Genomic DNA, 25,951 nt, shown 5'->3' with positions numbered 1-25,951 from the left:
ATGAATTATACCGTAGCCAAAAAAATAACAGGAATGCTGCTCGCGGGCAGTCTGCTTCTGGGCGGTTGTCAATTCTCGCCAACACCGCTCGCTCACGAGACAGTGACTGCCGCTGATCAGACGGACTTTCCCTCCCTGCCTCCCGGAGAGAAACTGAAATCATCGTTCAGCGATGTCCGCCTTCCCGGCATGGTAGGTATTGCGCAGAATGCTGCGCTGCAGTTGTTCATTAACGAAGAGACTGCCGAGATTGCAGTGATTCACACGCAGAGCGGGCAGATCTGGCGCAGCAATCCTGCAGATCGTGAGCAGGATGGGGTTGCTGCCGGGATAAACAAAGACCTTTTGTCATCACAAACGAAGCTCAGCTTCTTCAACAGCCTCGGACAGAGCAGCACCGTAAATTCCTTCACGGATAGTGTTGCACACAAGCAGATAAGCTACGAGGTGCTGCCAAGCGGCGTGCGGGTCCACTACCAGTTTGGAAGCACTGAGCGATCCATAGAAGACTTGCCGATGAAGATCAGCAAGGAGCGATTCGAACAAAGGCTGCTTGCACAGCTAGACAAGGCCGGGCAACGGGCCTTGAAGGTCGGCTATGCGGAAGACAAGGATGAAGGCGCTTACGTCCGGATTGATAAGGCGATGCAAGGATTGCAATTGTCCCGGGCCTTGAAGGCTTTTGACACAGCCGGTTACACATCGGAGGATCTGGCTCAGGATCATGCCGAGTTTGGCATTGAAGAGGAACGAAGTGGACCACGGTTGTTTATGCTTACGATGGAATATGAGTTGGATGGAGAGGATCTGCTTGTACGTGTTCCGTCCTCAGGCATTCATTTTCCGGAGGAATATCCGATCAACAGCATATCTGTAATGGATTATTTCGGGGCCGGGGGTTCAGAAGAAGAGGGCTCCATACTGGTGCCGGACGGTTCTGGAGCGCTGATCCATTTTAACAATGGCAAGCTGCAGTATCCTGCCTACCAACAAGATATATACGGACCGGATATGACCATGAAACTACGGGAAGCAAGTTCGAATGAAGCCAGAGCCAGGTTGCCGGTATTTGGACTGATTCGGAAAGAGGGAGCTTTCCTGGGCATTATTGAACAAGGGGATGCCGTTGCAGTTGTGAATGCCGATATCAGCGGCAAACTGAACAGCTACAACAACGTATATCCCAGCTTCTATGTGGTGAACAAGAGCGATGTGACGCTTCAGGCAAGTGATATGGTTCGTACACTTCCGAAATTCCAGAAGAAACCGACCGCGTCTGATTTCGTCGTTCGATATGCTTTTGTGGGGGCGGATAAGGCCTCGTACTCAGGGCTTGCATCACTCTATCGGGATTATCTGATGCAAAACGGCGGACTTCCCGAGTTGAACGCCAGCAAGGAGCAGAGTAACGTTCCCTTTTATCTGCAACTGTTCGGTGGCATGACAACAAGACAGCATATGCTGGGCATACCGTATGATTCAACGGAGGCTTTGACCACGTTTGATGAAGCCAAAAAAATTCTCTCCGCCTTGACGGAGAAGAAGGTATCCAATATTCAGGTGCGCTATGCAGGATGGCTTAACGGCGGGCTTCATCATCGACTGCCGGATTCCATCCAAGTAGACGGCGCGGTAGGCGGGAAAAAGGGATTGCGGGATTTCAGCACATACACACAAGAAGCGGGCATCGGTTTCTATCCCGATATCGCTCTGCTGAATGTGCAATCCAAAAAAGGGTTTAAACCGTCCAAAGAAGCTTCACGCACATTAACTCAGGAACCGGCGGTCTTGTATCCGATGAACCAGGCCATCCAGCGGCGGGACCGGGATCGTTCACCATCCTATGTGCTTTCGCCCAACATGCTCGAGGACGTGACGGCAGACATGTTAGATGAGCTGAGGTCCCTTCAAAAGGATGGACTGTCACTAAGCCTGAATGATCTGGCAGCTCAGTTAAACAGCGATATGAATCCGAAAAAGCTGGTGGACCGAACACAAGCGCTTGGCTCCGTGAAGAAGGTACTTGAACAGATCGGGCAGCAGGCTGGCTCGCTTGTTGCTGAAGGCGGGAACGCTTATGCCCTGCCGTATGTAACTGGTCTGACAGATGCGCCGATGACCAGCAGTCGTTTCAAGCTGGAGGATGAAGAGATTCCGTTCTATCAGCTCGTTGTACACGGCAGCATCGGTTATACGGGGACGCCATACAATCTCTCCACATATACCAATGCAAGGCAATATGTGCTGAAGCTGATTGAATATGGAGCCAGCCCTTACTTTGCATGGTTCAATGCGCCAAACCATGTTGTGAAAGAAACGGATTATGATGATCTCTACGCGGCGAATTATGAACAATGGATCGATCTGGCTGCCGAGATCTACAACGAGGTGAACCAGGTGAACCAGCCGTTTGCCGGACGTTCCATGATATCTCATGAATCCCTGGAGGAGGGTGTCTTCCGGACAACATATGAAGGTGGCGGGTTCGTAATCGTCAATTATAACGACTTCCCTGTAGAAGTTGACAACGATACAGTGGAAGCCCAAAGCTATGTGACTGGTGGTGAGCAGCTCTGAAGACGCTCCTGAAATGGAAATGGGGAAGTCGTACGTATGCTCAGCAGAAAGCCATGTGGGGCGTAATCTACGTGCTTCCCTGGCTCATTGGTTTTGTGTTGTTTTTCTTCATTCCGCTGTTAGCCTCTCTGCGATACAGCATGAGTACAATTCAGGCTAACGCGGAAGGCATAGCGATTCAGTTCAACGGTGTTGCCAATTACATTCAGGCGCTGACCGTCAATACAAGCTTTAACCGTGCGTTAATTGAGGCGATCACAGACGTGCTCATCAACGTACCGCTTATCGTTATATTCAGTCTGTTCCTTGCCGTCATCCTGAATCAGAAGTTCAGGGGCCGGGCTGTAGCGCGGTCGATCTTTTTCCTGCCCGTTATTCTGGCATCGGGAGTGATTATGACACTGGAGAGCACCAGCCTGATTGAAGCGGTTAATCAGAGCAGCACAGGTGGAAGCTCACTCGGGACATTTGAACTCGAAAATCTGATGGTTAACGCCGGAGTGAGCGATTGGATCGTTACGTATCTGAGCAGCGCCGTAGATCGGATCTATCAGATCGTCAGTCAATCCGGTGTACAGATTTTGATCTTTTTGGCAGGGATCCAGACGATTTCCCCTCAACTGTATGAGGCTTCGAAGATGGAAGGGGCGACGGGTTATGAAGCCTTCTGGAAAATTACGTTCCCGATGGTCAGCCCGCTTATTTTTGTCAATGCGATCTATACAATCATTGATTCTTTTGCCAATAACGCCATGACGGAACTGATCCGGGATACCGGCTTCGTCAAATTTGACTTTGGATTAAGTTCTGCCATGGCATGGGTCTACTTTCTGGCCATTGCCATCATTCTGGTTATCGTAAACATTATTTTCTCGAAGCGAGTCTTCTATCAAGATTAGAAAGGAGGGTGTCCCACGTGACAACATCACGATTATTATCGCTGGAGCATTGGAAAGGCTGGCTGTGGGCCATGATCCGATTCGTTCTGATTACCGGGCTTTCCTTCGTTATCCTGTTTCCCATATTTCAGAAGGTTTCCACATCCATCAAAGCTAAAGGTGATCTGTATTCGGCAGTGGTGGTGTGGATTCCACAGAACTTCTCCATCGACAATTTCAAAGAGGCGATACGCGTAATGGATTACTGGGCAACGCTGTTTAATACGTTTGCCCTGTCTGCAACGACTACACTGCTGACTACAGCATCCTGTGCACTTGCAGGATACGGATTCGCCAGACTGAAATTCAGGGGAAGCAACTGGCTGTTTGCTGGTGTAATTCTGACGATTCTTGTACCGCCAACGACCATTCTCATTCCGGTATACCTGAATCTGAAAAGCTTTGACCTGATGGGGCTTATGACGCTTATAGCCGGCAAACCTGTTAATTTGCTTAATACCTATTGGCCGTTTATTCTGACGGCGATTACGGCCAATTCACTTAAAGCCGGTTTGTACATCTTTATCTTCCGGCAATTCTTCAGAGGTATTCCGAAGGAAGTGGAGGAGGCGGCCTATGTAGACGGCGCGGGCATCGGACGAACATTTTCAAGAATCATGCTGCCCAATGCCATTCCGTCCATGGTAACAGTCATGCTGTTTTCCTTCGTATGGCAGTGGAACGACAGCTTCTATACGACGACTTATCTGACTTCAAGTAAAGTCATGTCGACCCAGTTATCGTCCCTTCCGTATAATCTGGCCCAGCAGGTTACCGACGGTGCAGCTTCCCAGGCCGATCCGTTCTATCTGAGCATGATCCAGGATACAGGAATTCTTCTTGCCATTCTGCCTTTGATCATCATCTATTTGTTTGTGCAACGATATTTCGTAGAGAGTGTAGAGCGTACGGGAATCGTCGGTTAAGTTAAGTTCTTCTGTACGTTTGGAGTGGGATCAGACTGGAAGAGGGAGGAATAACTTCATGCAACATTCCATCTGTGAAAAGGGGGCATGTAACGATCTCATGAACGTCTGCTCACAGCAGAACCGCGATCCTTCCCTGCGCAGGATCCCCCTACTGGTGTGGAACGGGCTGCGGGAGCGGGCGCCGACCTGAGCGATCTATTTGATCAGAGATACTCTGACGGAGCTTACCTCGCATTATTGCAAGGCAATATATCAGATCAGGAGGAATTATAGTGAAGAAGTTCATGACATCTTGTAAACTTGTACTCATTCTGGCTTTATTGATCACAATTGCTCCATGGGGAGGCAGCCGTGCCGAAGCATGGGTGGGCATGCCGATGGGCAAGCTGCACGTAAACGGCAAAAACCTGGTGAACAGCAACAACCAGCCTGTGCTACTGAACGGTTGGCATCAACCCTCAGGTGCCTACTGGACATATCAGGACAGCAATTATTATCTCAATCTGCACGGCAATAACCGTCATGCAGCTACACTGGCTTATCTGAAAGACATTACCGATACTTTTGCTGACACCAGCGCGAAGTACGGAAGCAATCATGGCTGGAATATGAATCAGGTGCGTCTGTTCATCGATCGTCAGGACATGGGAGATGTGGCTGCTGGTACATATAACTTTGCCGGTGTGCAGACCGTTACGCAAAATGTAATTATTCCGTACATTCAATATGCCAAAACAAAAGGTGTCTATGTTGTCCTGGGACTGGACTTCACACTGAAGGATGATCAGGCAACAACACCTGCCAACCTGCAAAAATTCAACGAAATCTGGGGTTATCTCGCTTCACGCCCGGAGATCAAAAGTGCAGACAACGTTCACTTCGAGCTGATCAACGAACCGGTGAAATCCTATGCCAATGGACATTGGGGTGGATACAACGGGGAAAATGACTTTGTGGATCACTGGAATGACTTGCGTAATTTCCAAAATTCCATGATTTCAACAATTCGCAGCAAAGGTGCGGACAACGTCATCTGGGCGGCAGGTCTGGGCTACAACCAATTTTACAGCTTGACGGCAAGCCATCCATTGACTGACCCGCTCAACAACTATGGGTATGCGGTTCACTGGTACCCTGGTTATGGCGCATACGACAACTTCTCCATCCTGCAAGACCAGTGGAATACCAACGTGAAGGCAGCCGCTGACAAATATCCGATTAACATTACCGAGGTAACCTGGTTCAAAAACAAACCTGGCGATTCGGCCTATTGGAACTTGTTTAATGGCAGCAATGAAGGTTTTGGCACCAATACCAAAACGATTTTCAACGCATCAGGTAATGTCAGCATTGCAGCTCATATGAACGGATTCATTCTAAGTGAAGGACCACGAAGCTCCTTTGCCGACCCAACGGCTGGACTGAAATGGGATGGAGATGCTTCACGGAGTGCCATGGGACGATTCCTGTTCAACTGGTACCATGAACGTGCTCAGACTTACCCGGGCAGTGGACAAGGCGGCGGACCGACAACGGGTCTTGTATCCGGTGCAACTTATAAAATCGTAGCCCGGCATTCCAACAAAGTTGTTGATGTGCCAGGTGGTCAAAATGAAAATAATCTTCAGCTCCAGCAGTGGAGTGATCTGGGCGGTAACCCTCAGAAGTGGGTTCTGACCTCGATCGGCAGCGGCAACTATACACTGACAAGTGTGAACTCGCCGGACAAAGTCATCGATATTCGCAACGGTACCCTCACCAATGGGGAAGCGGTTCAACTCATGAGCAATCTGAACACAACCGCTCAGCATTTTAAGGTCAACGATCTTGGTAACGGGTACTGGAGTATCATTAACGTGAACAGCAATAAAGCGATTGAAGTGGCAAACGCTTCCACTTCGGACGGAGCCTTGCTGCAGCAGAACACCTACACAGGTGCTACAAACCAACAATGGAAATTTGTTGCCGTTAGCAACTAATAGCACAACGTTAAACAAAAACCTTCCCAAGTCATTCCATGTCTTGGGGAGGTTTTTTGCGTTTATTTTTGATACTTTGGGATGGATGTCATGCGAAGGTAAAATACAACTATATTTGTGCGCTAACCCGCAGACCAACAATTATTTTCATGCAAGCATTGTACGCTACAGTATGTAAATGTACCATAAGGAAGAAGTTGTACCTTCACCAGGAAGAAATGCCCGGTGTATCATTGAACAGCTACCTTATCACAGAGAAATGTAAGCGCTTGATAAAAAAAGGGAGGGTACATATGCAGCTCCTATGGTCCAAATTTTCACCCGTGTTCCGCCGATTCCTCATTTCGTATCTTGTCATTCTGATGATTCCTCAAATTGCGGGATATGCCTCTTACCGAGCTTCCATTGAAGCGGCTCGTTCCAGCTCCATTGAGAACAGTTTGAAGTCACTGAGTCTCGGCAAGGAGATCATTGAGCGAAATCTTCTTCAAGTCGAAGCCTTTACCAGACAGCTTGCCGTCAATCCCGATTTGCAAAATTTAATTGCTGGGCCAAAGCCGCATGATCTCTACAATGTCTACGGTATGAACCGCATGCAGCGGAGCCTCTCCATGTACAGCAGTACCAATGATTACTTGTCCCATTTCTTCATTCACATTCCAAACTACAATGCCATCATCACACCAAGAACCGTGTATTATCGTCCAGAGCATTATTATGCTGCCAATCAGCTGGACGTTATGTCCTTTGATCAATGGCATGACCAAATTCTCAAACAACCACACTTTAACGAAATCATACCGCTTCGAAACTATAAACGTGAAATACTCGGCACTGTACTTGCAGACGTTCCCGCCATTACGTTTCTGCAATCTCTGCCTTTGAACAGCTTCAACAAACCGCAAGCAACGATTGGTGTCATGATTGATCAGGATCAGATGGCCAGCCTTACTCAACATATTGTGGATCAATATGGCGGCTGGACTCTCGTCACCGATGCGGAAGGACAGATCATTTTCTCCCATGGCATTGAACAAGCCGAAGCCGAGCAAATGGCACAGAGTCGCCAGAGAGAAGGTAACGCTGCGGAAACGGAGCTGAACGTGCAGAATGTGCAGCCTGGAAGTGATGGTCGGCTGCTGATATCGATGCAGTCCAGTCAAAATGGATGGAATTACATGGCAGGGATTCCGGAGAAAGCACTCATGACAAAAGCGGACCAAATCAAACAAGTCACGCTGGTCTTTACTTTGGCAACCATTGCCTTGGGACTGTTATTCGGGCTGGTTCTGGCCTATCGGAATAGTGCACCCGTATACAGATTGTTGGGCTCTTTTCGGGAACAAATCACCGATTCCCCAGGCAGACGGGGCAATGAATATGATTTTTTGGCAAGCCATATTAACAATCTCATTGCTAATAATGACTCACTTAAAAACGCCATGAATGAGCAGATTCCGTTATTGAGAGACGGTTTTATCAAACGTTTGTTAACGGGAGAAGTCTATACCTCACTTGAGTTGGAGGTTATCTCATCCCAGGCGCACATTTCTCTTCATAGCAGCAAGGGCTTGGCAGGCTTAGTGAAGGTAAACGGATATGCCAATCCGGACAGTGAAGAAACGATCCATGAACTGGGTGTCGCAAGGCTGCTCATCAAACAGGTACTTACAGAGTGGAATGCGCAGCTGCTGATCACGGATTGGGGAACAGACCAGATCGCTTTTGCCTGTCCATTGGATGAGAACTCACTGAATGAAGCTATAGGGAGATGTGAAAAAGAGCTGAACACCTTGATGGAAGTGATCTACCGGGAGCATCGGATATCCACAACAATTGGCACAGGTGCAGCTTACGAGGTCTGGAATGATGCAGGGCGTTCCTTTGACGAAGCCAAACAAGCTCTGGATTATGCCATTCATATGGGAACAGATCATCTGGTGAGATTTGAAGATACGATGAAGGAAAATGAAATGTTCTATTATCCGATTGAGTCTGAACAGCGCCTGCTGAACACAATCAAAGTCGGGGAGCCTGAAGAGGCGATACGCATTCTGGAGCAATTGTTTCTTCGTAATTTAGAGGAGCGGGAACTGTCCTACGAGATGACACAGCAGTTCATCATGGAGCTGAAGGGGACTTTTCTGAAGCTGGACGAACCCAAATTCAAGTTGGATGCCTCCCTGCTGGAGGAATATAAAACCCGGGTGACATCCATTCAGATGACAGAAACGATTACTTCGCTGCGGGCAAAATTCAAACGGTTAACGGAAGACATCTGCGGTGATTTCCAGAGAAGAAGAGCAGGAGCACATGCGGATACTGTAAGCGAAATGATTTGTTTTATCCAACAACATTATGGGGATGCAAACTTGACGATCTATCGGATTGCCGAGCACATGAGCAAGTCCGAGAAGTTTATATCCCAACTATTCAAAGAACATACGGGAGAGAATCTTTCCGATTATGTAGAACGGGTACGCATCGATGCTGCCTCGAACTTGTTGCACTCCACCGGTCAGACCATTGACGAGATAGCGGAGGCCACCGGGTATAATAGTGCACATTCATTCCGCCGAGCTTTCAAGCGGGTACGCGGCATTTCTCCGAGTGTGTTTCGGAAAATGGACGTTCATAGCGGTTAATGTAGGCTGTTTCTCGGGAACTATATTCGCTATTTGTACTTTCTCAGCGTAACTGTACCTTTACGCATCCCCAGCGCAATCTTATGATTACTCAAAAAGTAAGCGCTACCAAGTTGAGCTGAAGTTCTGCACGATTTGGAGCCAAGAATGGGGGGATGATTCTGAGAACCACAATGACCAGTGAATCAAAGTCCGTGGAGAAACCAAGTAAACCGTTTGCCTTGAAGCAAGCATTATCCAGAAGCTGGAGGCGACATTGGCAGCTATATCTGCTGATCCTGCCACCGATTGCTTACTTTATTATTTTCAAGTATGTACCTATGGTGAATGCGGTCCTGGCATTTAAAGATTACAACGTCATCAAGGGGATCTGGGGCAGTCCGTGGGCCGGAACCAAGTATTTCGAATTACTTTTTAAAAATCCGGCGTTTGTTATGCTGATCAAGAACACACTCTACATTTCGTTTTACAGCCTGATCGTTGGTTTCCCGATTCCTATATTACTGGCGCTCGCGCTGAACGAAATCAAAAACATACGATTCAAAAAAACAGTACAAATGGTGACGTATGCTCCATATTTCATCTCTACCGTTGTTATGGTCTCCATCATTATGCTCTTTCTGTCTCCTAGGCTGGGTATTGTCAACACGATTGCAGGCGCCCTTGGTTTCGGAGCGGTGAATTTTCTCGGTGAGCCTGGACTGTTTCGATCCATCTACGTATTCTCCGATGTGTGGCAGGGAATGGGGTACTCCGCTGTGATATATCTGGCTGCTCTGGCAGGTGTTGATCCATCCCTGTATGAAGCCGCCAAAGTGGACGGAGCCAACCGAATACAGAAAATCATCAATGTTGATCTGCCTGGACTACTTCCGGCAGCCGTCATCATTCTGATCCTGAGTGTAGGGAATATCATGGCTGTTGGGTTCGAAAAAATATATTTGCTGCAAAATCCGCTCAACCTGTCTGCTTCGGAGATTATCTCCACCTATGTCTATAAAATAGGATTGCTGAATGCCAATTATAGCTTCGCTACTGCGGTTGGCCTGTTCAACTCGGTGATTAACCTGATTCTGCTATTAATTGTAAACGCGGTTGCCAAGCGACTGTCCAATACAAGTTTATGGTAACGGGAGCGAAAGGAGGAGAATCAACCCATGCCTAACACACAGACAAATGCAGGTCGTTCGCGGATCAAGAGCAGCAGCACGATTCGTGAATCCTGGGGAGACCGCGTATTTATAACGGTTGTTTACTTCATGTTGACAGTGGTGCTGATTGCCGTGCTGTATCCCTTGATATATATTGTGAGTTCTTCGCTTAGCAGCCCTGCTGCCGTCTCCTCGGGAAAAGTCTGGTTGTGGCCCATTGACCTGACGTTTGACGGTTACAAGTCTGTATTGCGGAATGATCAAGTCCTTACCGGTTATGCCAATTCCCTTTTCTATACAGCCTGCGGCACCTTCATCAGCGTGGCACTGACCATTATGATTGCTTATCCATTATCCAAAAAAACGTTTGTTGGCCGCAGCTCGTTAATGATGTTTATTACCTTCACCATGTTGTTCTCAGGCGGCTTGATCCCTACCTATCTGGTGGTCAAAACCATGGGACTGATAGATACCCGCTGGGCGTTGCTGATTCCCAACGCCGTCTGGGTATGGCAAGTCATCATTGCCCGTACCTTTTTTCAGAATTCGATACCGGAAGAATTGTCCGAAGCAGCAGACATCGATGGCTGCAGTGACATCCGGTTTATCTTCAGTATTATCCTGCCACTCGCCAAACCGATTATCGCCGTGTTGTCACTTATGTACGCTGTCGGTCAGTGGAATGCATACTTTGACGCCCTCATCTATCTGAAATCACAGTCGCTCTATCCGCTACAGCTGATATTACGCAGCATTCTTATTCTGAACAGCAGTACGGGGAGCATGGATGCATCGGAAATGATCAAACAGCAGCAGATGGCTGAACTCATGAAGTACTCGTTAATTGTGATGGCCAGCTTGCCGGTGCTAATCATCTATCCTTTTGTTCAACGGTATTTCGTGCAAGGGATGCTGATTGGCTCAGTTAAAGGATAAGTTCATTTTTTCTATTATTCATGAAGGAGAGGATTATATTGAAAAAAGCGGGATTCATCATTCTTGCCTGTATGCTGTTTACCTCGTTGGTACTTGCCGGATGTTCAAGCTCTGATAAGGGGAACGGGGAAGGCAGCGATCCGTCAGGCAAGACGGCCATTAATGTGTTTGCTCACCAGGGTTCGGATACCAACCTGTCCACTAACAAATTCACGAAGAAAATGGAAGAGAAGTTTGATATTCAGTTCAACTGGACTACGGTTCCATTCGACGGTGCAGCGGAGAAAAGACAGATTTCACTGGCTTCCGGTGATTATCCGGACTTGTATCTGCTCATCCCTTGGGTAGATCGTTTCTCCCAGACAGACTTGTTGAAGTTTGGTCAGCAGGGGGTTATTTTGCCGCTGAATGATCTGATTGAGGAGCATGCTCCCAATATTAAAAAAGTGCTTGAGAGCAATGACTATTATCGGGCCATGAACACTGCTCCTGACGGAAATATCTATGGTCTGACGGGTCTGAATGAATGTTTTCACTGTTCATACCCAAACAAGATGTGGGTCAACACCAAATGGATGGAACAACTGGGCCTGACCGAACCCACGACGACAGAAGAATTTAAGGAAATGCTTCGGGCATTTAAAACGAAAGACCCGAACGGGAACGGCAAAGCCGACGAAGTACCGCTAAGCGGTTCGACTGAAAATTTCGGTGTGCACATTATTCCGTACTTGATGAACGGTTTTATCTATGACGACGATCGGAATTATCTCATTGTCAATCAGGGGAAAGTGGAGACCGTAGTGAACAAACCGGAGTGGAAAGAAGGGCTTGCCTATATTAAATCCCTGTACGATGAAGGGTTGATTGATCCAGGGGCATTTACCCAAAACGTCGGGGCCTTCAAAAAAATTGGAGATAACGCTGATGCACAGCTTCTCGGTGCGGGAGCAGCGATGCATCCATCATTATTCGTAACCACTGCCGAAGGTTCTCATTACGGGAATGATTACAATCCCATCCCTCCATTGAAGGGACCCCATGCTGCTTATGCTACGTACAACTATCCGATTGATCCCGGAGCGTCTTTTGTACTGACAAACAAAGCCAGTGAGGAAACACAGATCGCGGCCATAAAGCTGCTGGATTATCTCTATACCCAGGAAGGAACCATGGCATCATATCTGGGAGAAGAGGGCGTAAGCTGGCGCAAACCACAAGAAGGGGAAGTGGCGCTCAATGATCAGATTGAGCCGTTATATAAAGCCATTCCGCTTCCTTCTGGAGAAGAACCTCGTAATGACAGTTGGGCTGCATTAAGTCAGTACAATCATTATCAGGCATATCGGGACTCCGAAGTACAGGGGACAGACATCTATGCCAATGATGGTGGTGAGCGACGTCTCTATGAGGCGACATTGTTAATGGAGGGCAAGGAACCAAAAGAGATTTTCCCTCATTGGGCATTGTGGGTAGATCCGTCCCAAGCTGATGAAGCCAGCATGATGCAGACCAATCTCAAGGATTACATCGATCAGAACGCCCTGCAATTTATTACTGGCGCCAAAAGTCTGGATAAGGATTGGGATGAATATGTGAAAGGCCTGGAGGGACTGAACATTAATCGATATCTGGAGATTATGCAGTCTTCCTATGATACTTCTTCTGTCTCCAAATAATTAAAGTATCTGGATCATACAGAGCGGGAAAAGTTACTTCCTGTATTTGCACAACCAAACGCGTTCCCGGTTCGCAGTCAACATATGCGAGCCGGGAACGTTTTTTATTGATATAGATTAAATCGTAATATCATTGCATCCTTCTTAAAATTCAGTGATTGGACCTGTCCTGCAAGCCAAACGTTCACAGGGCAGGTTCAACGGCTCGTGCACATTCCCTTAGTTTAGTACATGCGATATCTTCCGCTTAGAGCGAGCATGCTGAAAAAATACAGGCAATTGTCGTAATAACGTCGCTCTCCCTGACGCAGAGGTGTGTTCCAGAACTTGTGAACGAATGTGTCAGCATGTTGACCGTCCGCAGCCAGTGAAGCCATGGCATTGGTAGCCAGCAAACCTACAGGATGCAGTGAAGGTTCGTCGAAAGGTTCACCTTCTATTGTATAGCGACGATAATCGGACATTTCAATATCACTGAAGAAGGATTGAATCCGATTGGATTGTTCGATCTGCCAGTGATCCTTGCGGAACCATTCCCAGTCCAGCGCTATATTCGCAGCAACACGGTAGGCATCACTGTAAAAATGTCTGAAATCACCATGCGGCTGTATTGGAGCCGGAGAGCCGTCATAGTTCGCATATTCAGGTGATAGTCCGGTTACGGGATGGCAGGCTGTATGAAGGTAAGCTCTACTAGCGGCCGCCGCTTCTTTCCAGAAGCTCTGATCTTCTTCATCCGCATATTTCGCGAATAGTTCATAAAAATGAGGCAGATGGTAGGATGGGTCGCTAAACGGTGTTTCTGGTATGAATTTGATCAGTTTTGTTTCCGGGTCCCACATGGGATGGCCTTCGCCGTCTTCGCCTTGATGTATACATGCACGAAGGATCTTGCGGGCTTGTGCCTTGTAATCATAAGGTTCAGCGCCATCGCCCCAGCGGTTGGAGGCAAAAAAAAGCGCCATGGCAAAAAACTCCTCACCATCAGGAGCAGGACCTTGCGAGAGTTGGGTTCCGTCAGGCTTGCAATGCCAGGCAAAATAATCTTTATAACGACCCGCTTTATGTTGCATAAACGAGTGTGAGAAATTCCAGAGTCGATCAAATTCCTCCTTTTTGTCCATCTGAACAGCCATCATCATGCCATAGGACATGCCCTCGGATCGAACATCGAGATTACCAGTGTCCAGCAAATAACCCTTGTCCTCACCCATGGAGTAATATATTCGAGTATTGTCATCGCCATAAAACAGCTCGTTCCATGTTTCTTCCAATCTGTTCGTGATCTCATTCTCATCGTAGCCTAGCTTCAAAAACAGATTTGTATATGTACCCGTATCCCACGCGCCTTGACCCGTGATATTCATGAGTATCCTCCTTCATCAATGCGGTTTTTCAAAATTATATCATGGAAATAGTATACAAATTAAAGCGTTTACATGAAAAATTATAGGTGTTCTGATCTGCATGTCATTGTACTCAAATTAAAATGATATATTGGTTAAAATCCTATACTTTGTCAGGTTGTTGTAAAATTATGTAAGGGATACACTTTGGGAGAAGGATCACATCTGATCTAATAATAATACAAGCTGTGATCCTTTAAATGTTGTTTGAGGATGGTCAGAATCTAACCGGAAGGATGTGATGATGATTTATGCTCCAGGATTCAGGAGATGCAGGTGAAAACACGGAATTCACTGCACCACGCGATCCAGTTGGAGTGACAGCGTCGGCAGTCAAGCCCGCAATTGATTTTGAGTCACATAGATATCGCGACATGATTGGCCGATCTCTTCTGAACAAAGGAAATAATGTCAGATTAAAACGAGCCATTGAGAAGGCAAAAAACGGCGAACCTGTCGTTATCGCTTATATTGGAGGCTCCATTACCCATGGTGCTGGTGCAGTACCTATTCATCTCCAAAGTTACGCTTATCGGTCTTATGAGTCGTTCAAGTTTATGTTTGCGCTTTCAAAAGATAGTCCGATTCATCTGATTAAAGCAGGTGTGGGTGGAACTCCTTCAGAACTGGGGATTGTACGTTATGATCGTGATGTGCTGAGGGGAGGTGCCGTTCAGCCGGATATTGTCATAATCGAATTCGCAGTCAATGACGCAGATGATGAAACCCAAGGTAAATGTTACGAGAGTCTGGTACTCAAAGCACTTACTGCCGATAACAAGCCAGCGGTCATCTTGTTATTCAGTGTATTCGAAAATGACTGGAATCTACAGGATCGTCTCGCTCCGGTAGGCTGGCATTATGATCTGCCAATGGTAAGTGTGAAAGATGCTGTCGTAGAACAGTTCAACAAGACAAAAGGTGAAGGCAACGTTATTTCCAAAAAGCAATTTTTCCATGATATATATCATCCAACTAACATAGGGCATCGAATTATGGCCGATTGTTTGGAATATTTGTTCGACGTGACGAATCGTTCTGAGTGGGATGAGAAAGATCATGATATTGAAAAAGCTCCGCTAATTGGAAATGAATTTGTTAATGTGAAGCTGTTGGATCGGAAAAACGGCAATCATATTGCCCGAATCGATGCAGGCTCTTTTTGTAAAACGGACACGGATCTGCAGATGGCTGAGATGGATGCTCATGACTATGGTACACCTCAGTTCCCCAACAACTGGATGCGTACAGGAGAGGGAAAAGAGGATCAGAGTAGCTTTCGGATAAGTTTGCAGTGCAAACGCCTCATTCTGATCTTCAAGGATTCTGGTAACGATGAATTCGGAACTGCACATATCAAGGTAGATGGGGTATTTGTCCAAAAAGTCGATCCGCGTCAAGTGAACTGGACCCATTGCCATGCCACACTTCTGCTTAACGAAGAGCATGTGGGGGAGCACTCCATCGAGATCGAAATGGCGGAAGGCCATGAACATAAATGCTTCACTATTCTGGGTTTTGGCTATGTGGATTAACTGAAGACTGATAGTCACTCATATGTTCGGAGGAAAAGAGAATGGAATTGATCTCACCAGCAGTAACGGGATATGACCAGTATCGGGAGAATATACCACGTGGAGTCATGGAGACGGTAGAGTATCCATCCACCACGGTTGGCAATTCCCGTAAAGCGATGGTGTACACCCCACCAGAATTTTCTTCGACAAAGATGTATCCTGTACTTTTTCTTTTGCATGGTATTGGCGGAGACGAAACCGAATGGCATACTCATGGTTCTCCGCAAATTATTCTCGATAACCTGTACAACGATAATTTGCTTGAGCCGATGGTTATTGTTTTCCCTAACGGTCGCGCTATGTCGAATGACCGAGCCGAAGGAGACCTGTTTGAACCTGAGAAAATCAAAGCATTTAAACGGTTTGAATCCGATCTGCTCAACGATTTGATACCTTACATGGAGTCGAACTACCCTTTGCATAAAAGCCGGGATAAAAGGGCGATTGCTGGTTTATCCATGGGTGGAGGTCAATCCTTAAATATCGGATTAAGTAATCTAGACCATTTTGCATGGATCGGTGCTTTCTCCGCAGCCCCAAACACCAGAAGTCCGGAGCTACTTGTCCCTGATCTTTCGAAAGCGCCTTCATTGCTCTCGCTGTTATGGATCTCTTGCGGTGAACAGGACAATCTTATAGAGATTAGTCTTGGGGTTCACCAATATTTGGCGCAACACGGAGTACCTCACATTTGGCATGAGGAAAGTGGAGGACATGATTGGCCCGTGTGGAAGAACGATCTGTATCTGTTTTCGCAACGTCTTTTCAAGTGAATTTGCTGAAGAACATTCATATCGGATTGTAGCATCAACCAAATCTATTAAAATATCAGGAGGTATCATCCATGTTCAAATTCGGAAAAAAATTAATGACCGTTGTTCTCGCAGCTTCCATGAGTTTTGGTGTCTTCGCAGCAACATCAAGCGCAGCAACAGATTATTGGCAAAATTGGACAGATGGCGGAGGAACGGTCAACGCCGTGAATGGATCGGGCGGGAATTACAGCGTGAATTGGCAAAATACCGGGAACTTTGTTGTCGGGAAAGGGTGGACATACGGTACGCCTAATCGAGTGGTCAATTATAATGCGGGCGTATTCTCTCCTTCAGGTAACGGCTATCTCACCTTCTATGGTTGGACTAGAAACGCTCTAATTGAATATTACGTGGTGGATAGCTGGGGAACGTATCGTCCTACCGGAACGTATAAGGGCTCAATGACTAGTGATGGCGGCACATATGACATCTATACAACGATGAGATACAATGCACCTTCCATTGATGGTACTCAGACTTTCCCTCAGTATTGGAGTGTTAGACAGACCAAGAAACCAATCGGAGTCAATTCTACCATCACGTTCAGTAATCATGTGAATGCATGGGCGAGCAAAGGGATGTATTTAGGCAACAGCTGGTCCTATCAGGTGATGGCAACGGAAGGTTATCAAAGTAGCGGAAGCGCAAACGTGACGGTTTGGTAAAAATGATGTGATGCAGTTCAACTTCTGCACCTGCATTTGAAATTCAATTTTCCGGTAGCGTTGAGTAACGTTATTCTCCAGACTAACGGACCTCGACGTTGCCGGATTTAAGCTAGTAAAGGAGAATAATTGAATGAAGAAGCTGGTATGGTTAACTTTAATCGCTATAGTTGTTAGTCTAAGTGCTTGTTCAGCAAGTAATACGAAATTAAGCGATGACTTGGTATTCGTCGAAGGAGGAGCCTTCAAGAGCAGTAAGCCGAGTCAGATCGATAGGAATGAAACGCTGGATTCCTTCTATATTGGCAAATACGAAGTAACTCAAAAAGAATGGATGGAGGTTATGGGGGAAAACCCTTCTGGCTTCAAGGGAGATGACCTGCCTGTTGAAATGGTCAGCTGGTATGACGCAGTGGAATACTGTAATCAAAAAAGTATAAAAGAAAACCTGAAACCTTATTACAATATAGATAAAGACAACCAGGACACGAATAATCACAATGAAAATGACACTATAAAATGGAATGTAACGATCAACGAGGACGCCAACGGTTACCGTTTACCCACAGAGGCAGAATGGGAATACGCTGCAAGCGGAGGTCAAAAGAGCTTAAATTACACATACAGCGGAAGTAACAATCCTGATGAAGTTGCTTGGTACTGGGTAAATGCCGGAGAGAACATTCTGACGGGTGACTGGAGCTGGCCCGCTATTGAGAGCAATCGTAATCAAACCAAAAAAGTCGGAACTCAGAAGGCGAATGAGTTAGGAATCTATGATATGTCTGGGAATGTGAGAGAATGGTGCTGGGACTGGTACAGCGATTCGGAGAGTCCCAATCAATCCTGGCGAGTTGTGAAAGGCGGAGGCTGGATCGGCGGTGTCAATAACAATGAAATATCATTTCGAGGCAAATTTGATGCAAATGGTTTTGGTCCCGATCAAGGATTCCGTATTGTACGTGGAGAATGAAAAATCTTTCTACTGACAATAGATTACTTCTGAGCTAAACCTATACTTTGTCGGGTGAAAACCTATAGTTTAACAGGTTGTTGTACAAAAATGTAAGCGTTACACTTGAATTATTAACCCGGCGCTTCGCTACAATCGGAGCGTTCTTATAGTACGGTCCGATGGAACCATTTCTATGTTATTGATTAATGACGATGAGACTGGTAGAAATTTTGTTCTCCAAATTTGTGCGAGCAGACAACAATCCTGCTGTTGTTCTGCTGTTTAGCGTTTTCAGAACAACTGGAATCTACCTATTGATATAGATAAATTACATGCAGCTGATCAAGGATAAAAGTGAGGTGAGCTAATGTACAAGGTCATTGTCGCGGATGATGAGCCGTTTATGCTAGAAGGATGGAGAACAATGATTGACTGGCGAGCTTGTGGATATGAACTCTGCGGAACGGCAACAGATGGGGAGGAAGCACTTGCTCTATTCAACTCGGTTGAACCGGATCTTGTCGTCACTGATATTCAAATGCCTGTTATGGATGGTCTTGGTTTGATTCACACCTTGCGAGAAGATCTCGCCTATACCTCTAAAATTGTTATCGTTACAGGATACTCCGATTTTAATTACGCGAAGCAAGCCATACGGTATCAGGTCGATCAGTACGTGCTTAAACCTCTTGTTCCCGAGGAGATTCATCAAATCCTTATGGACATGATTGAACCTCTGGACAAACGCAGAAATGAGCAAAAACAGCAAAATGGAGTCATGGTTACAGATGAAGCCTATGAGAATCATCTTAATGAATATCTAATAAGCGAAGAATATGATTTAGAGCAAATGATGAATATCTCCAAAGAGATCTTGGCGTTGATTGAAGCAGAAAATACGTATTCTATCGATATTGCAGTGAGTGCACTGTTAGAGAAAAGTGAGAAAGCAGAGGTTTCGTTGGAATGGATACATCATGTCATCCGATATATCCATGGGGAGTTGCTACGAAAATATGGAAAAAGAGAGGGTTGCAGAGAAATACTATGTGAAAAAGATTGGCATGAGGCTGCGAGTTGGTCTTCCGGCACATTGCAAGACCTGTGTGTTCGACTGTCCAAGCAACTTTCTCAGTCTGAATTGAAGCAAAAGACGGGTACGGGAGGGCTGGTTGCAGAAGCAGTGAATGAATTGAAGCAGCACTATCGAAGTAAAATTAAATTACAGGATGTAGCTAATCGTATTCACGTGAATTCTGCCTACCTGGGTCAACAGTTCAAGCGGGAGATGGGGGTCAGTTTCAGTGACTATGTGCACCAGCTTCGTGTTGAGGAGGCCCGTAAACTCCTGCGACGTACCAATATGAAGATCACTGACATTGCATTCAGGCTAGGATATCATGATGCTGAATATTTCACCCAAAAGTTCAGAGCGCATACAGGGGAGCTTCCGTCAGTCTATAAAAACAAAAACCAAGGGTGATTATATGCGTCATAAATTCTGGATGTTCAGTAAGGTTAATGATATTCCTCTCCGATCCAAATTTCTGCTTATTTATGTACTTAGTATTCTCCTTCCTGTAATAACGATTAATATCTTCTTTTATGAACGAACCTCTGCGGATATCAAGATTAGAGAACAGGAAAATCTACGTAAATCCATCGACAGGGCTGCGGGGGAACTGCTAGGCATGATTGATGAGAGCGTTGCCCTGAGCCGAATTATTGCAGCAGACGATTCGCTCTATGAGGCACTGGATCGGACCTATCACTCCCCCGTGGATTATTACAACGTCTACCATGCATTCCTGCGAGATAAATTAACACGGTACATGTCAGCGAATATTCTGGAGGTGCGTATCTATACGGATAACGATACCATTCAGACGGGCAGTCATTATATCGTGATGAAAGACAAGAATGTACTCCCTGGATTGAAACAGCTGAAATCCACCAGTGGAGGCATTCTTGTCGTTGATTATATTGAGCCATCCGGATTTAACGCGGGAAGAAGAATCAGTGTGATTGGCAAAATGGATACCTATACTTCCTATGCCAATTACAACAAGTATTCCAAGATTGATCTGGAACTTAGCCGGGTGTACAGCATTTTAAATCGTGAATCAGACAGTCTTCAGCTGCGACTGGTGGACAGCAACAATCGAACTGTCGTTTCAAGTGGGGAGTTCAGCGAAACCGACTTATCCCCCCTTGATAATGAATCAATGCTCAAGGAATCTGGAGATTCTGCTTACACGCTCGAAAAATCGTTGGGGAATCTAGCCTACCTAAAGGGTTGGAAATTGATTGGAGTTGCCGATACGCGTCACCTTGACCACCTTTTGCAAGAAGCCTTTAAATCAATTCTGGGGTTGCTCGCATTAAGTATCGTGGTCCCCTCTGTATTGATCTACATTATTTTGCGTTCCTACCACTATCGGATTCGCAAGTTATCCAGACATATGGAGAAGGTTCGTAACGAACGATTCGATCTGATTGAAATTCACGAAGGCCGCGACGAAATTGGCGGGCTTATTCGTACATTTAACATCATGATTGGTAAAATTCATACGCTGATTAATGACGTATATAAACTGGAAATCCGCCAAAAAGATCTGGAGCTGGATCAAGTGAGGACTGAATTGTCCATGCTCCAGAGTCAGATGAATCCCCATTTTTTATTTAACACATTGAATGCCTTGCTAGTCGTTAGTACAAAGAATGGATATACGGAAGTAATTGAGATTATTAAAAGTCTGTCCAAGCTGATGAGACAGTTGCTCAGTCATTCTGACAATCTGATTCCTTTGCAAGAAGAGCTGCAATTTACGAATCTTTATCTCCAGATTGAGAAGTTTCGCTTTGGAGAGCTGTTTGATTACACCTTCGAGGTTGATCCTGATGCAGCTTCGTTGCTCATTCCCAGAATGAGTATTCAACCGCTCGTCGAAAATGCCTGCAAACACGGCTTGCAGGCGCGAAAAAATGGAAGACAGATCAAGATAACGGCGAGTCGAAACGCTTCTGAACTGGTTATTCAGGTGATCGATAATGGAATCGGTATGGATGCAGGGAGATTAACCGAGCTCCTGCGAGATATTCGTTCTGAAAGACCCAGGAACGGCGAGCATGTAGGACTCCGCAATGTCTACCGCAGGTTGGAACTCTTTTATGAAGGAAATGCGATATTTGATCTAAGCAGTGTACCTGGAAAGGAAACCATTGCAGGGTACCGTATACCAATCTCCAAGCTCGAACAGAGGAAATAGGAGGTAAACTCTCATGTATAAAGTATTGTTAGTCGATGATGAACCTTATGCCATTGAAGGGTTACAGCTTCTGATCAATTGGGAAAAGTATGGTTTCGAAATCAGAGGCGTGTGCGCCAACGGTGAGGAAGCCATTCGGATGATGGAACAAGATCGACCTGATCTCGTGGTGACAGACATTCGTATGCCTGTGATGAATGGGCTGGAACTTGTAGAAGAAGCACGACGATTGGAACATGAGTCTGTGCTGTTTGTCATCACGAGTGGATACAGTGACTTTAATTATGCCAGACAAGCTATTCGATTAGGTGTCTCCAACTATCTAACCAAACCGGTTGACAGTACAGAAGCAGAGGATATGTTGGTCCGTCTCCGTATGCAATTGCAGGAGCGTGAAACCCAGGAGCGTATAAGGGAACATGCAAACGAGCAAAGGATCAAAGCGTTTTTGTCCGCACTGATTAAGGATAAGCAAAATATATCGGAGGAGGAGATGTCAGAGATACGTCCTCGTTTGAACAAGTCCCATTGGGCATACCTGCGGATAGCCTTTCAGGGAGATATTCAGGAAGTCTGTTCAGTAGTCGAACAAACGGCTGAAGAAACAACTTGCTGTTATGTGATAGACAGAACAAGAGACTCATTGGGGCTTGTATGGGGGGAGGAAACGAATAATAGAAATGAGACGTTTGAAGCAATTAAAGCTTTTACCCAGCGTTTGATGAATAATATGCAACATAACGGCTGCGGAGATATTCATATCGCGGTTGGATTAACGGTCAACAAACTGGAGCATTTATCTGAATCCTTCCGCTCCGCTCAGGAAGTTGGGCGTTATTTGTTTTTTAATCAAGAGCGTCTTTTGTTTGCCGAAGATATTCAGCTGGAAAATTGGCAGTTTGATCCAGAAACGCTGTCAGAGGTGGACCATATTTGCGATTTGCTTGAAAACGGTTCTGTAGAGGAACTCTCGTCTGCGATTCGGAGTGCTTTTGAACTGTTTGTACAGATGAAGGCTGCGCCAGAGATTGTACATATTTTCTCTACCCATATTATATTCCGCGGATTGTCCCTGTGCAGAGAATTAGGAGGAGAACCTAATGCTCTAATGAACGAATTGGCGAGTGGAATTCTGGAGAAGGGCCAACGAAATATAGAAGAGGTTGCTAACAATCTGGAACATTTCTGTTTGCAATGCAAGTCAGCACTGGCAATTTTCCGGGAGAGGCAAATGGGTGGCATCCAGGCGACGGTTGCTGAATATGTGCAGATGCATTACAGGGAGACATTTACGATCCAGGAGCTCGCAGAACGATTCTACGTGAATCCTGTCCATTTAGGGCAATCCTTTTTGCGAAAGTATGGTAAGGGTGTAATCGAGGTAGTACATGATTTAAGAATGGAAGAAGCGAAGCGTCTGCTCCAGCAGACGAATCAAACATCCAGTGCGATTGCGGAGCAAGTAGGGTACCGCAGTTACCAGCATTTTCTCAGACACTTCGAAAAACGAACAGCCATGAAACCAGTAGAATACAGGCAAAAGTATGCGAATTGATCCATGAAAAAGAAGAACCCCTCCTGAATAAGACCTACAATTACAGGGGGGTAGACCTTAAATGTATATATTTTGTAACCGCATACATTTCTTCATACTAAAAACAGTAAGACATACCACTTCCAAGGAGGGCAAGTACATGGGGGGACTTAAGAAAAAGAAGCTTTGGGGTTCCGTATCACTCGTTCTGGCTTTGAGTTTGGCACTGGCAGGATGCAGCGGTGACAATGAGAAAGCGACTACAAAGGATGGGAAAGAGGTACTGAACATCTCGGCCTTTATCGGAACGCCAAATCAGGCGCCAGCTAAAGATAACCGAATCTACAAGAAGATTCAGGATGAACTCGGCGTTAATCTTGAGATGGAGTTTCTAGTAGGTGATCTTCAACAGAAGTTGGGCGTTATGATTGCCGGGGGCGATTTCCCGGATCTGATCACAGCAGACACCAAGTTGGTCTCAGCGGGTGCGGTTATTGCGCTCGAAGATCTCATTGAAGAGCATGCACCTAATCTGAAGAAACATTTCGGTAAAGACTGGAACCGGATGAAAGATTCCAGTGACGGACATATTTACTGGTTGCCTAACTATGGAGTGTATACAGGAGAGTTCATTAGTAACTATTATTCTGGTCCTGCATTCTGGATCCAAAAGTCCATACTGAAGGATGCCGGGTACCCAACTCCAAAAACGTTGGATGATTTCACAAAGTTGGTCCGTGATTATGCAGCCAAGAATCCAACTATTGATGGTCAACCAACGATTGGTTTCACTACATTGGCTTCAGACTGGCGGACGTTCCCTTTGCTTAACCCACCTGAACATCTTACGGGTCACCCCAACGACGGGGGCGTAGTCGTAGATGATAGTGGAGTCGCAACCGTTTTTGCCGACAAAGATATCTCCAAACGGTATTATAAGGAACTAAACAATCTGTACAACGAGGGATTGCTGGATAAAGAAGCCTTTGTTCAGAACTACGATCAATATCTGGCCAAAATTTCTTCGGGACGTGTGCTTAGTATGTTCGATCAGCACTGGAATTTCCAAGCCGGCGAAGACCCACTCGTAGCACAGGGGAAAATTGGCCAGACATACGTAGGCTTCCCGCTTGTCTATGATACAAGTATCACAGATCATTATCTGGATCGTCCGGTCATTAACTTGAACAATGGTTTTGGTATCAGTAAAGATGCCGAAGACCCTGTCGCACTCATCAAATTCCTCGATAAGCTTATGGACGAGAAGTACCAGAAGCTCTTGTCATGGGGTGAAGAGGGTGTAGACTATCAAGTGAATGAAGAGGGAAGATTCTATCGTACACCAGAGCAACGGACAGAGCAGGATGATCCAGCATGGAGATTGGTTAACAAAGCTGAAGGTTTCTACGCTGCTGCACCGAAGCTCGAAGGAACATTTGAAGATGGCAATGCAATTGGAGCGATCAACCAACCTGAGGAATTCTATGACAACCTCAAACCGGAAGATAAAGAACTTCTGGATGCATACGGCTTCAAAACGTGGAGTGACTTCTTCTCTCCTGCACCAGAAAATCCAGTGTACTATCCAGCATGGCAGGTCGATCTGAAAGAAGGCTCTGATGCTGCGGTAGCGAACAAACAAATGACAGACACTTCATTGAAATTCTTGCCTAAAGCAATCATGTCAAAACCGAATGAGTTCGATAACATTTGGACTGAATATGTAGACGCTTACAAGAAGATCGATGTTAAATCCTATGAAGATCGAATTAATGATCAACTGAAATGGAGAATCGAGAACTGGTCTGTTAAATAAAAAAATGCGGCAATGATTCTCTCGGAAGGTATCAACCAAAGGATTACTCAGGCGAGTGCCTTCCGGGGACATCATCCTTAAAGTCGCTGCAAGCCAATAGGAGGAGTGAAAGATGGCGAACACGCCTGGAGCCATACCAGAGCAAACCACCAGTACAGTCGTTCCCAAAGCACCACTGTTAAAACGATTGCGCGGACAAAGACAACTCATGTTCATGTCATTGCCCATCGTTGCGTACATTCTCGTATTCTCGTATTATCCCATTTGGGGCTGGGTTATGGCCTTTCAGAATTACAGTCCTGCGAAGAGTTTCACGCAGCAGGAATGGGTCGGGCTCAAACACTTTAAGTTTTTGCTAACAGACGATGCATTTCTTAACGTGCTTCGTAATACCATTGCGATGAGCGTCATCAATATGGTGCTCGGATTTGCGACAGCAATTATATTTGCCATTTTACTTAATGAGATCAAACATAAGTTATATAAACGAACCATTCAAACAATATCGTATTTACCTCACTTTCTCTCATGGATTATTGTGACAGGAATCGTAGCAAGTTCACTATCTGTAGATGGTGGAATTGTGAATGTGGTGCTCATGAAGCTGCATATCATTCAAGAACCTATCATGTGGCTTAGCGTTCCGGAATACTTCTGGGGCATTGTAGGCGCATCCCATGTATGGAAAGAAGTTGGCTGGAATGCCATTATTTATTTGGCGGCCATCACGTCTATCGATCCTTCCCTCTATGAAGCGGCAGAGATTGATGGTGCGAACCGATATAAGAAAATGCTGTATGTGACCTTACCCGGAATCAAATCCATTGTTATCATTTTGCTGATCATGAATATGGGCTGGATTTTGGAAGCTGGATTCGAGGTTCAGTATCTGTTAGGTAATGGTGTGGTTGTCGACTGGTCACAGACGATAGATATATTTGTCCTGAAGTACGGACTACAGATCGGGAATTATTCTTTGGCTACTGCGGCAGGTATCTTCAAAACAGTAGTTAGTATCACGCTGATCTTTGCGGCGAATTCAATTTCCAAACGGCTCGGGGAAGACCGATTAATATAAGG

18 protein-coding genes are annotated in these 25,951 nt (G+C 45.8%); 17 read left to right on the top strand and 1 reads right to left on the bottom strand.

Going from position 1 to position 25,951, the window contains the following annotated elements; translation table 11 throughout:
• From MKY28_RS11245 to MKY28_RS11210, 8 genes are all read left to right on the top strand, one after another.
• Nucleotides 1–2,577, top strand: coding sequence for a DUF5696 domain-containing protein (locus MKY28_RS11245; protein ID WP_340935994.1), 2,577 nt, complete (start codon nucleotides 1–3; stop codon nucleotides 2,575–2,577).
• A 53-nt stretch (nucleotides 2,578–2,630) separates the two neighbouring features.
• Nucleotides 2,631–3,476 (top strand): carbohydrate ABC transporter permease, encoded by an 846-nt coding sequence (locus MKY28_RS11240; RefSeq protein ID WP_082219083.1) that lies wholly within the window; start codon nucleotides 2,631–2,633, stop codon nucleotides 3,474–3,476.
• Nucleotides 3,477–3,493: 17 nt separating this feature from the next.
• Nucleotides 3,494–4,441, top strand: a complete 948-nt coding sequence (locus MKY28_RS11235) for a carbohydrate ABC transporter permease (RefSeq protein WP_036615897.1) — start codon at nucleotides 3,494–3,496, stop codon at nucleotides 4,439–4,441.
• 275 nt (nucleotides 4,442–4,716) lie between these two features.
• On the top strand, nucleotides 4,717–6,423 hold the full coding sequence (locus tag MKY28_RS11230) for an RICIN domain-containing protein (protein ID WP_047842959.1): 1,707 nt from the start codon (nucleotides 4,717–4,719) through the stop codon (nucleotides 6,421–6,423).
• 293 nt (nucleotides 6,424–6,716) lie between these two features.
• The gene (locus tag MKY28_RS11225) at nucleotides 6,717–9,068 is read left to right on the top strand and encodes a helix-turn-helix domain-containing protein (protein ID WP_340935993.1); all 2,352 of its coding nucleotides are present in this window, start codon (nucleotides 6,717–6,719) and stop codon (nucleotides 9,066–9,068) included.
• A gap of 275 nt (nucleotides 9,069–9,343) precedes the next feature.
• Nucleotides 9,344–10,198 carry an ABC transporter permease gene (locus MKY28_RS11220; RefSeq protein WP_340937904.1) on the top strand — a complete coding sequence of 285 codons (855 nt, stop codon included), beginning with the start codon at nucleotides 9,344–9,346 and terminating at the stop codon, nucleotides 10,196–10,198.
• 27 nt (nucleotides 10,199–10,225) lie between these two features.
• The gene (locus MKY28_RS11215; RefSeq protein WP_036615892.1) at nucleotides 10,226–11,155 is read left to right on the top strand and encodes a carbohydrate ABC transporter permease; all 930 of its coding nucleotides are present in this window, start codon (nucleotides 10,226–10,228) and stop codon (nucleotides 11,153–11,155) included.
• A gap of 20 nt (nucleotides 11,156–11,175) precedes the next feature.
• A complete protein-coding gene (locus tag MKY28_RS11210; RefSeq protein WP_445670893.1) occupies nucleotides 11,176–12,834 on the top strand; it encodes an ABC transporter substrate-binding protein in 1,659 nt (552 codons plus the stop codon).
• A 224-nt stretch (nucleotides 12,835–13,058) separates the two neighbouring features.
• Here the strand turns inward: MKY28_RS11210 and MKY28_RS11205 are convergent, their stop codons facing one another.
• Nucleotides 13,059–14,201, bottom strand: coding sequence for a glycosyl hydrolase family 8 (locus tag MKY28_RS11205; RefSeq protein WP_340935991.1), 1,143 nt, complete (start codon nucleotides 14,199–14,201; stop codon nucleotides 13,059–13,061).
• Nucleotides 14,202–14,491: 290 nt separating this feature from the next.
• Between MKY28_RS11205 and MKY28_RS11200 the strand changes: the two genes are divergently transcribed.
• The 9 genes from MKY28_RS11200 (at nucleotide 14,492) to MKY28_RS11160 (ending at nucleotide 25,949) form a co-directional block, all read left to right on the top strand.
• Entirely contained in the window at nucleotides 14,492–15,775 is a 1,284-nt protein-coding gene (locus MKY28_RS11200) for an SGNH/GDSL hydrolase family protein (RefSeq protein WP_340935990.1), read from the top strand.
• Nucleotides 15,776–15,816: 41 nt separating this feature from the next.
• Nucleotides 15,817–16,590, top strand: coding sequence for an alpha/beta hydrolase (locus tag MKY28_RS11195; RefSeq protein WP_340935989.1), 774 nt, complete (start codon nucleotides 15,817–15,819; stop codon nucleotides 16,588–16,590).
• Between the two features lie 71 nt (nucleotides 16,591–16,661).
• Nucleotides 16,662–17,297: a glycoside hydrolase family 11 protein gene (locus MKY28_RS11190; RefSeq protein WP_100526251.1), complete on the top strand. Its 636-nt coding sequence runs from the start codon at nucleotides 16,662–16,664 to the stop codon at nucleotides 17,295–17,297.
• Between the two features lie 133 nt (nucleotides 17,298–17,430).
• Nucleotides 17,431–18,270 (top strand): formylglycine-generating enzyme family protein, encoded by an 840-nt coding sequence (locus MKY28_RS11185; protein WP_101313768.1) that lies wholly within the window; start codon nucleotides 17,431–17,433, stop codon nucleotides 18,268–18,270.
• Nucleotides 18,271–18,619: 349 nt separating this feature from the next.
• Nucleotides 18,620–19,735: a response regulator transcription factor gene (locus MKY28_RS11180; protein ID WP_101313769.1), complete on the top strand. Its 1,116-nt coding sequence runs from the start codon at nucleotides 18,620–18,622 to the stop codon at nucleotides 19,733–19,735.
• 4 nt (nucleotides 19,736–19,739) lie between these two features.
• The gene (locus MKY28_RS11175; protein WP_076253048.1) at nucleotides 19,740–21,521 is read left to right on the top strand and encodes a sensor histidine kinase; all 1,782 of its coding nucleotides are present in this window, start codon (nucleotides 19,740–19,742) and stop codon (nucleotides 21,519–21,521) included.
• Between the two features lie 13 nt (nucleotides 21,522–21,534).
• On the top strand, nucleotides 21,535–23,076 hold the full coding sequence (locus MKY28_RS11170; RefSeq protein ID WP_340935988.1) for a response regulator: 1,542 nt from the start codon (nucleotides 21,535–21,537) through the stop codon (nucleotides 23,074–23,076).
• A 139-nt stretch (nucleotides 23,077–23,215) separates the two neighbouring features.
• Nucleotides 23,216–24,871: an extracellular solute-binding protein gene (locus tag MKY28_RS11165; RefSeq protein ID WP_036615864.1), complete on the top strand. Its 1,656-nt coding sequence runs from the start codon at nucleotides 23,216–23,218 to the stop codon at nucleotides 24,869–24,871.
• A gap of 112 nt (nucleotides 24,872–24,983) precedes the next feature.
• Entirely contained in the window at nucleotides 24,984–25,949 is a 966-nt protein-coding gene (locus MKY28_RS11160) for an ABC transporter permease (protein ID WP_036615861.1), read from the top strand.
• Nucleotides 25,950–25,951: the final 2 nt, after the last annotated feature.

This window comes from Paenibacillus sp. FSL R5-0473 (assembly GCF_038004565.1).
Classification (GTDB): Bacteria; Bacillota; Bacilli; order Paenibacillales; family Paenibacillaceae; genus Paenibacillus; species Paenibacillus amylolyticus.
Note: the sequence above shows the minus strand (reverse complement) of the source record. Positions and strands in the feature narration are given on the sequence as shown.

Bases quoted from the DNA above. Each gene is read 5' to 3' on its own strand.
- MKY28_RS11245 (WP_340935994.1), top strand. From the start codon at position 1: ATGAATTATACCGTAGCCAAAAAAATAACAGGAATGCTGCTCGCGGGC.
- MKY28_RS11225 (WP_340935993.1), top strand. From the start codon at position 6,717: ATGCAGCTCCTATGGTCCAAATTTTCACCCGTGTTCCGCCGATTCCTC.
- MKY28_RS11180 (WP_101313769.1), top strand. From the start codon at position 18,620: ATGTACAAGGTCATTGTCGCGGATGATGAGCCGTTTATGCTAGAAGGA.
- MKY28_RS11165 (WP_036615864.1), top strand. From the start codon at position 23,216: ATGGGGGGACTTAAGAAAAAGAAGCTTTGGGGTTCCGTATCACTCGTT.
- MKY28_RS11205 (WP_340935991.1), bottom strand. From the start codon at position 14,201: ATGAATATCACGGGTCAAGGCGCGTGGGATACGGGTACATATACAAAT.
- MKY28_RS11195 (WP_340935989.1), top strand. From the start codon at position 15,817: ATGGAATTGATCTCACCAGCAGTAACGGGATATGACCAGTATCGGGAG.
- MKY28_RS11210 (WP_445670893.1), top strand. From the start codon at position 11,176: ATGAAGGAGAGGATTATATTGAAAAAAGCGGGATTCATCATTCTTGCC.
- MKY28_RS11240 (WP_082219083.1), top strand. From the start codon at position 2,631: ATGTGGGGCGTAATCTACGTGCTTCCCTGGCTCATTGGTTTTGTGTTG.
- MKY28_RS11185 (WP_101313768.1), top strand. From the start codon at position 17,431: ATGAAGAAGCTGGTATGGTTAACTTTAATCGCTATAGTTGTTAGTCTA.
- MKY28_RS11170 (WP_340935988.1), top strand. From the start codon at position 21,535: ATGTATAAAGTATTGTTAGTCGATGATGAACCTTATGCCATTGAAGGG.
- MKY28_RS11175 (WP_076253048.1), top strand. From the start codon at position 19,740: ATGCGTCATAAATTCTGGATGTTCAGTAAGGTTAATGATATTCCTCTC.
- MKY28_RS11190 (WP_100526251.1), top strand. From the start codon at position 16,662: ATGTTCAAATTCGGAAAAAAATTAATGACCGTTGTTCTCGCAGCTTCC.
- MKY28_RS11160 (WP_036615861.1), top strand. From the start codon at position 24,984: ATGGCGAACACGCCTGGAGCCATACCAGAGCAAACCACCAGTACAGTC.
- MKY28_RS11200 (WP_340935990.1), top strand. From the start codon at position 14,492: ATGCTCCAGGATTCAGGAGATGCAGGTGAAAACACGGAATTCACTGCA.
- MKY28_RS11215 (WP_036615892.1), top strand. From the start codon at position 10,226: ATGCCTAACACACAGACAAATGCAGGTCGTTCGCGGATCAAGAGCAGC.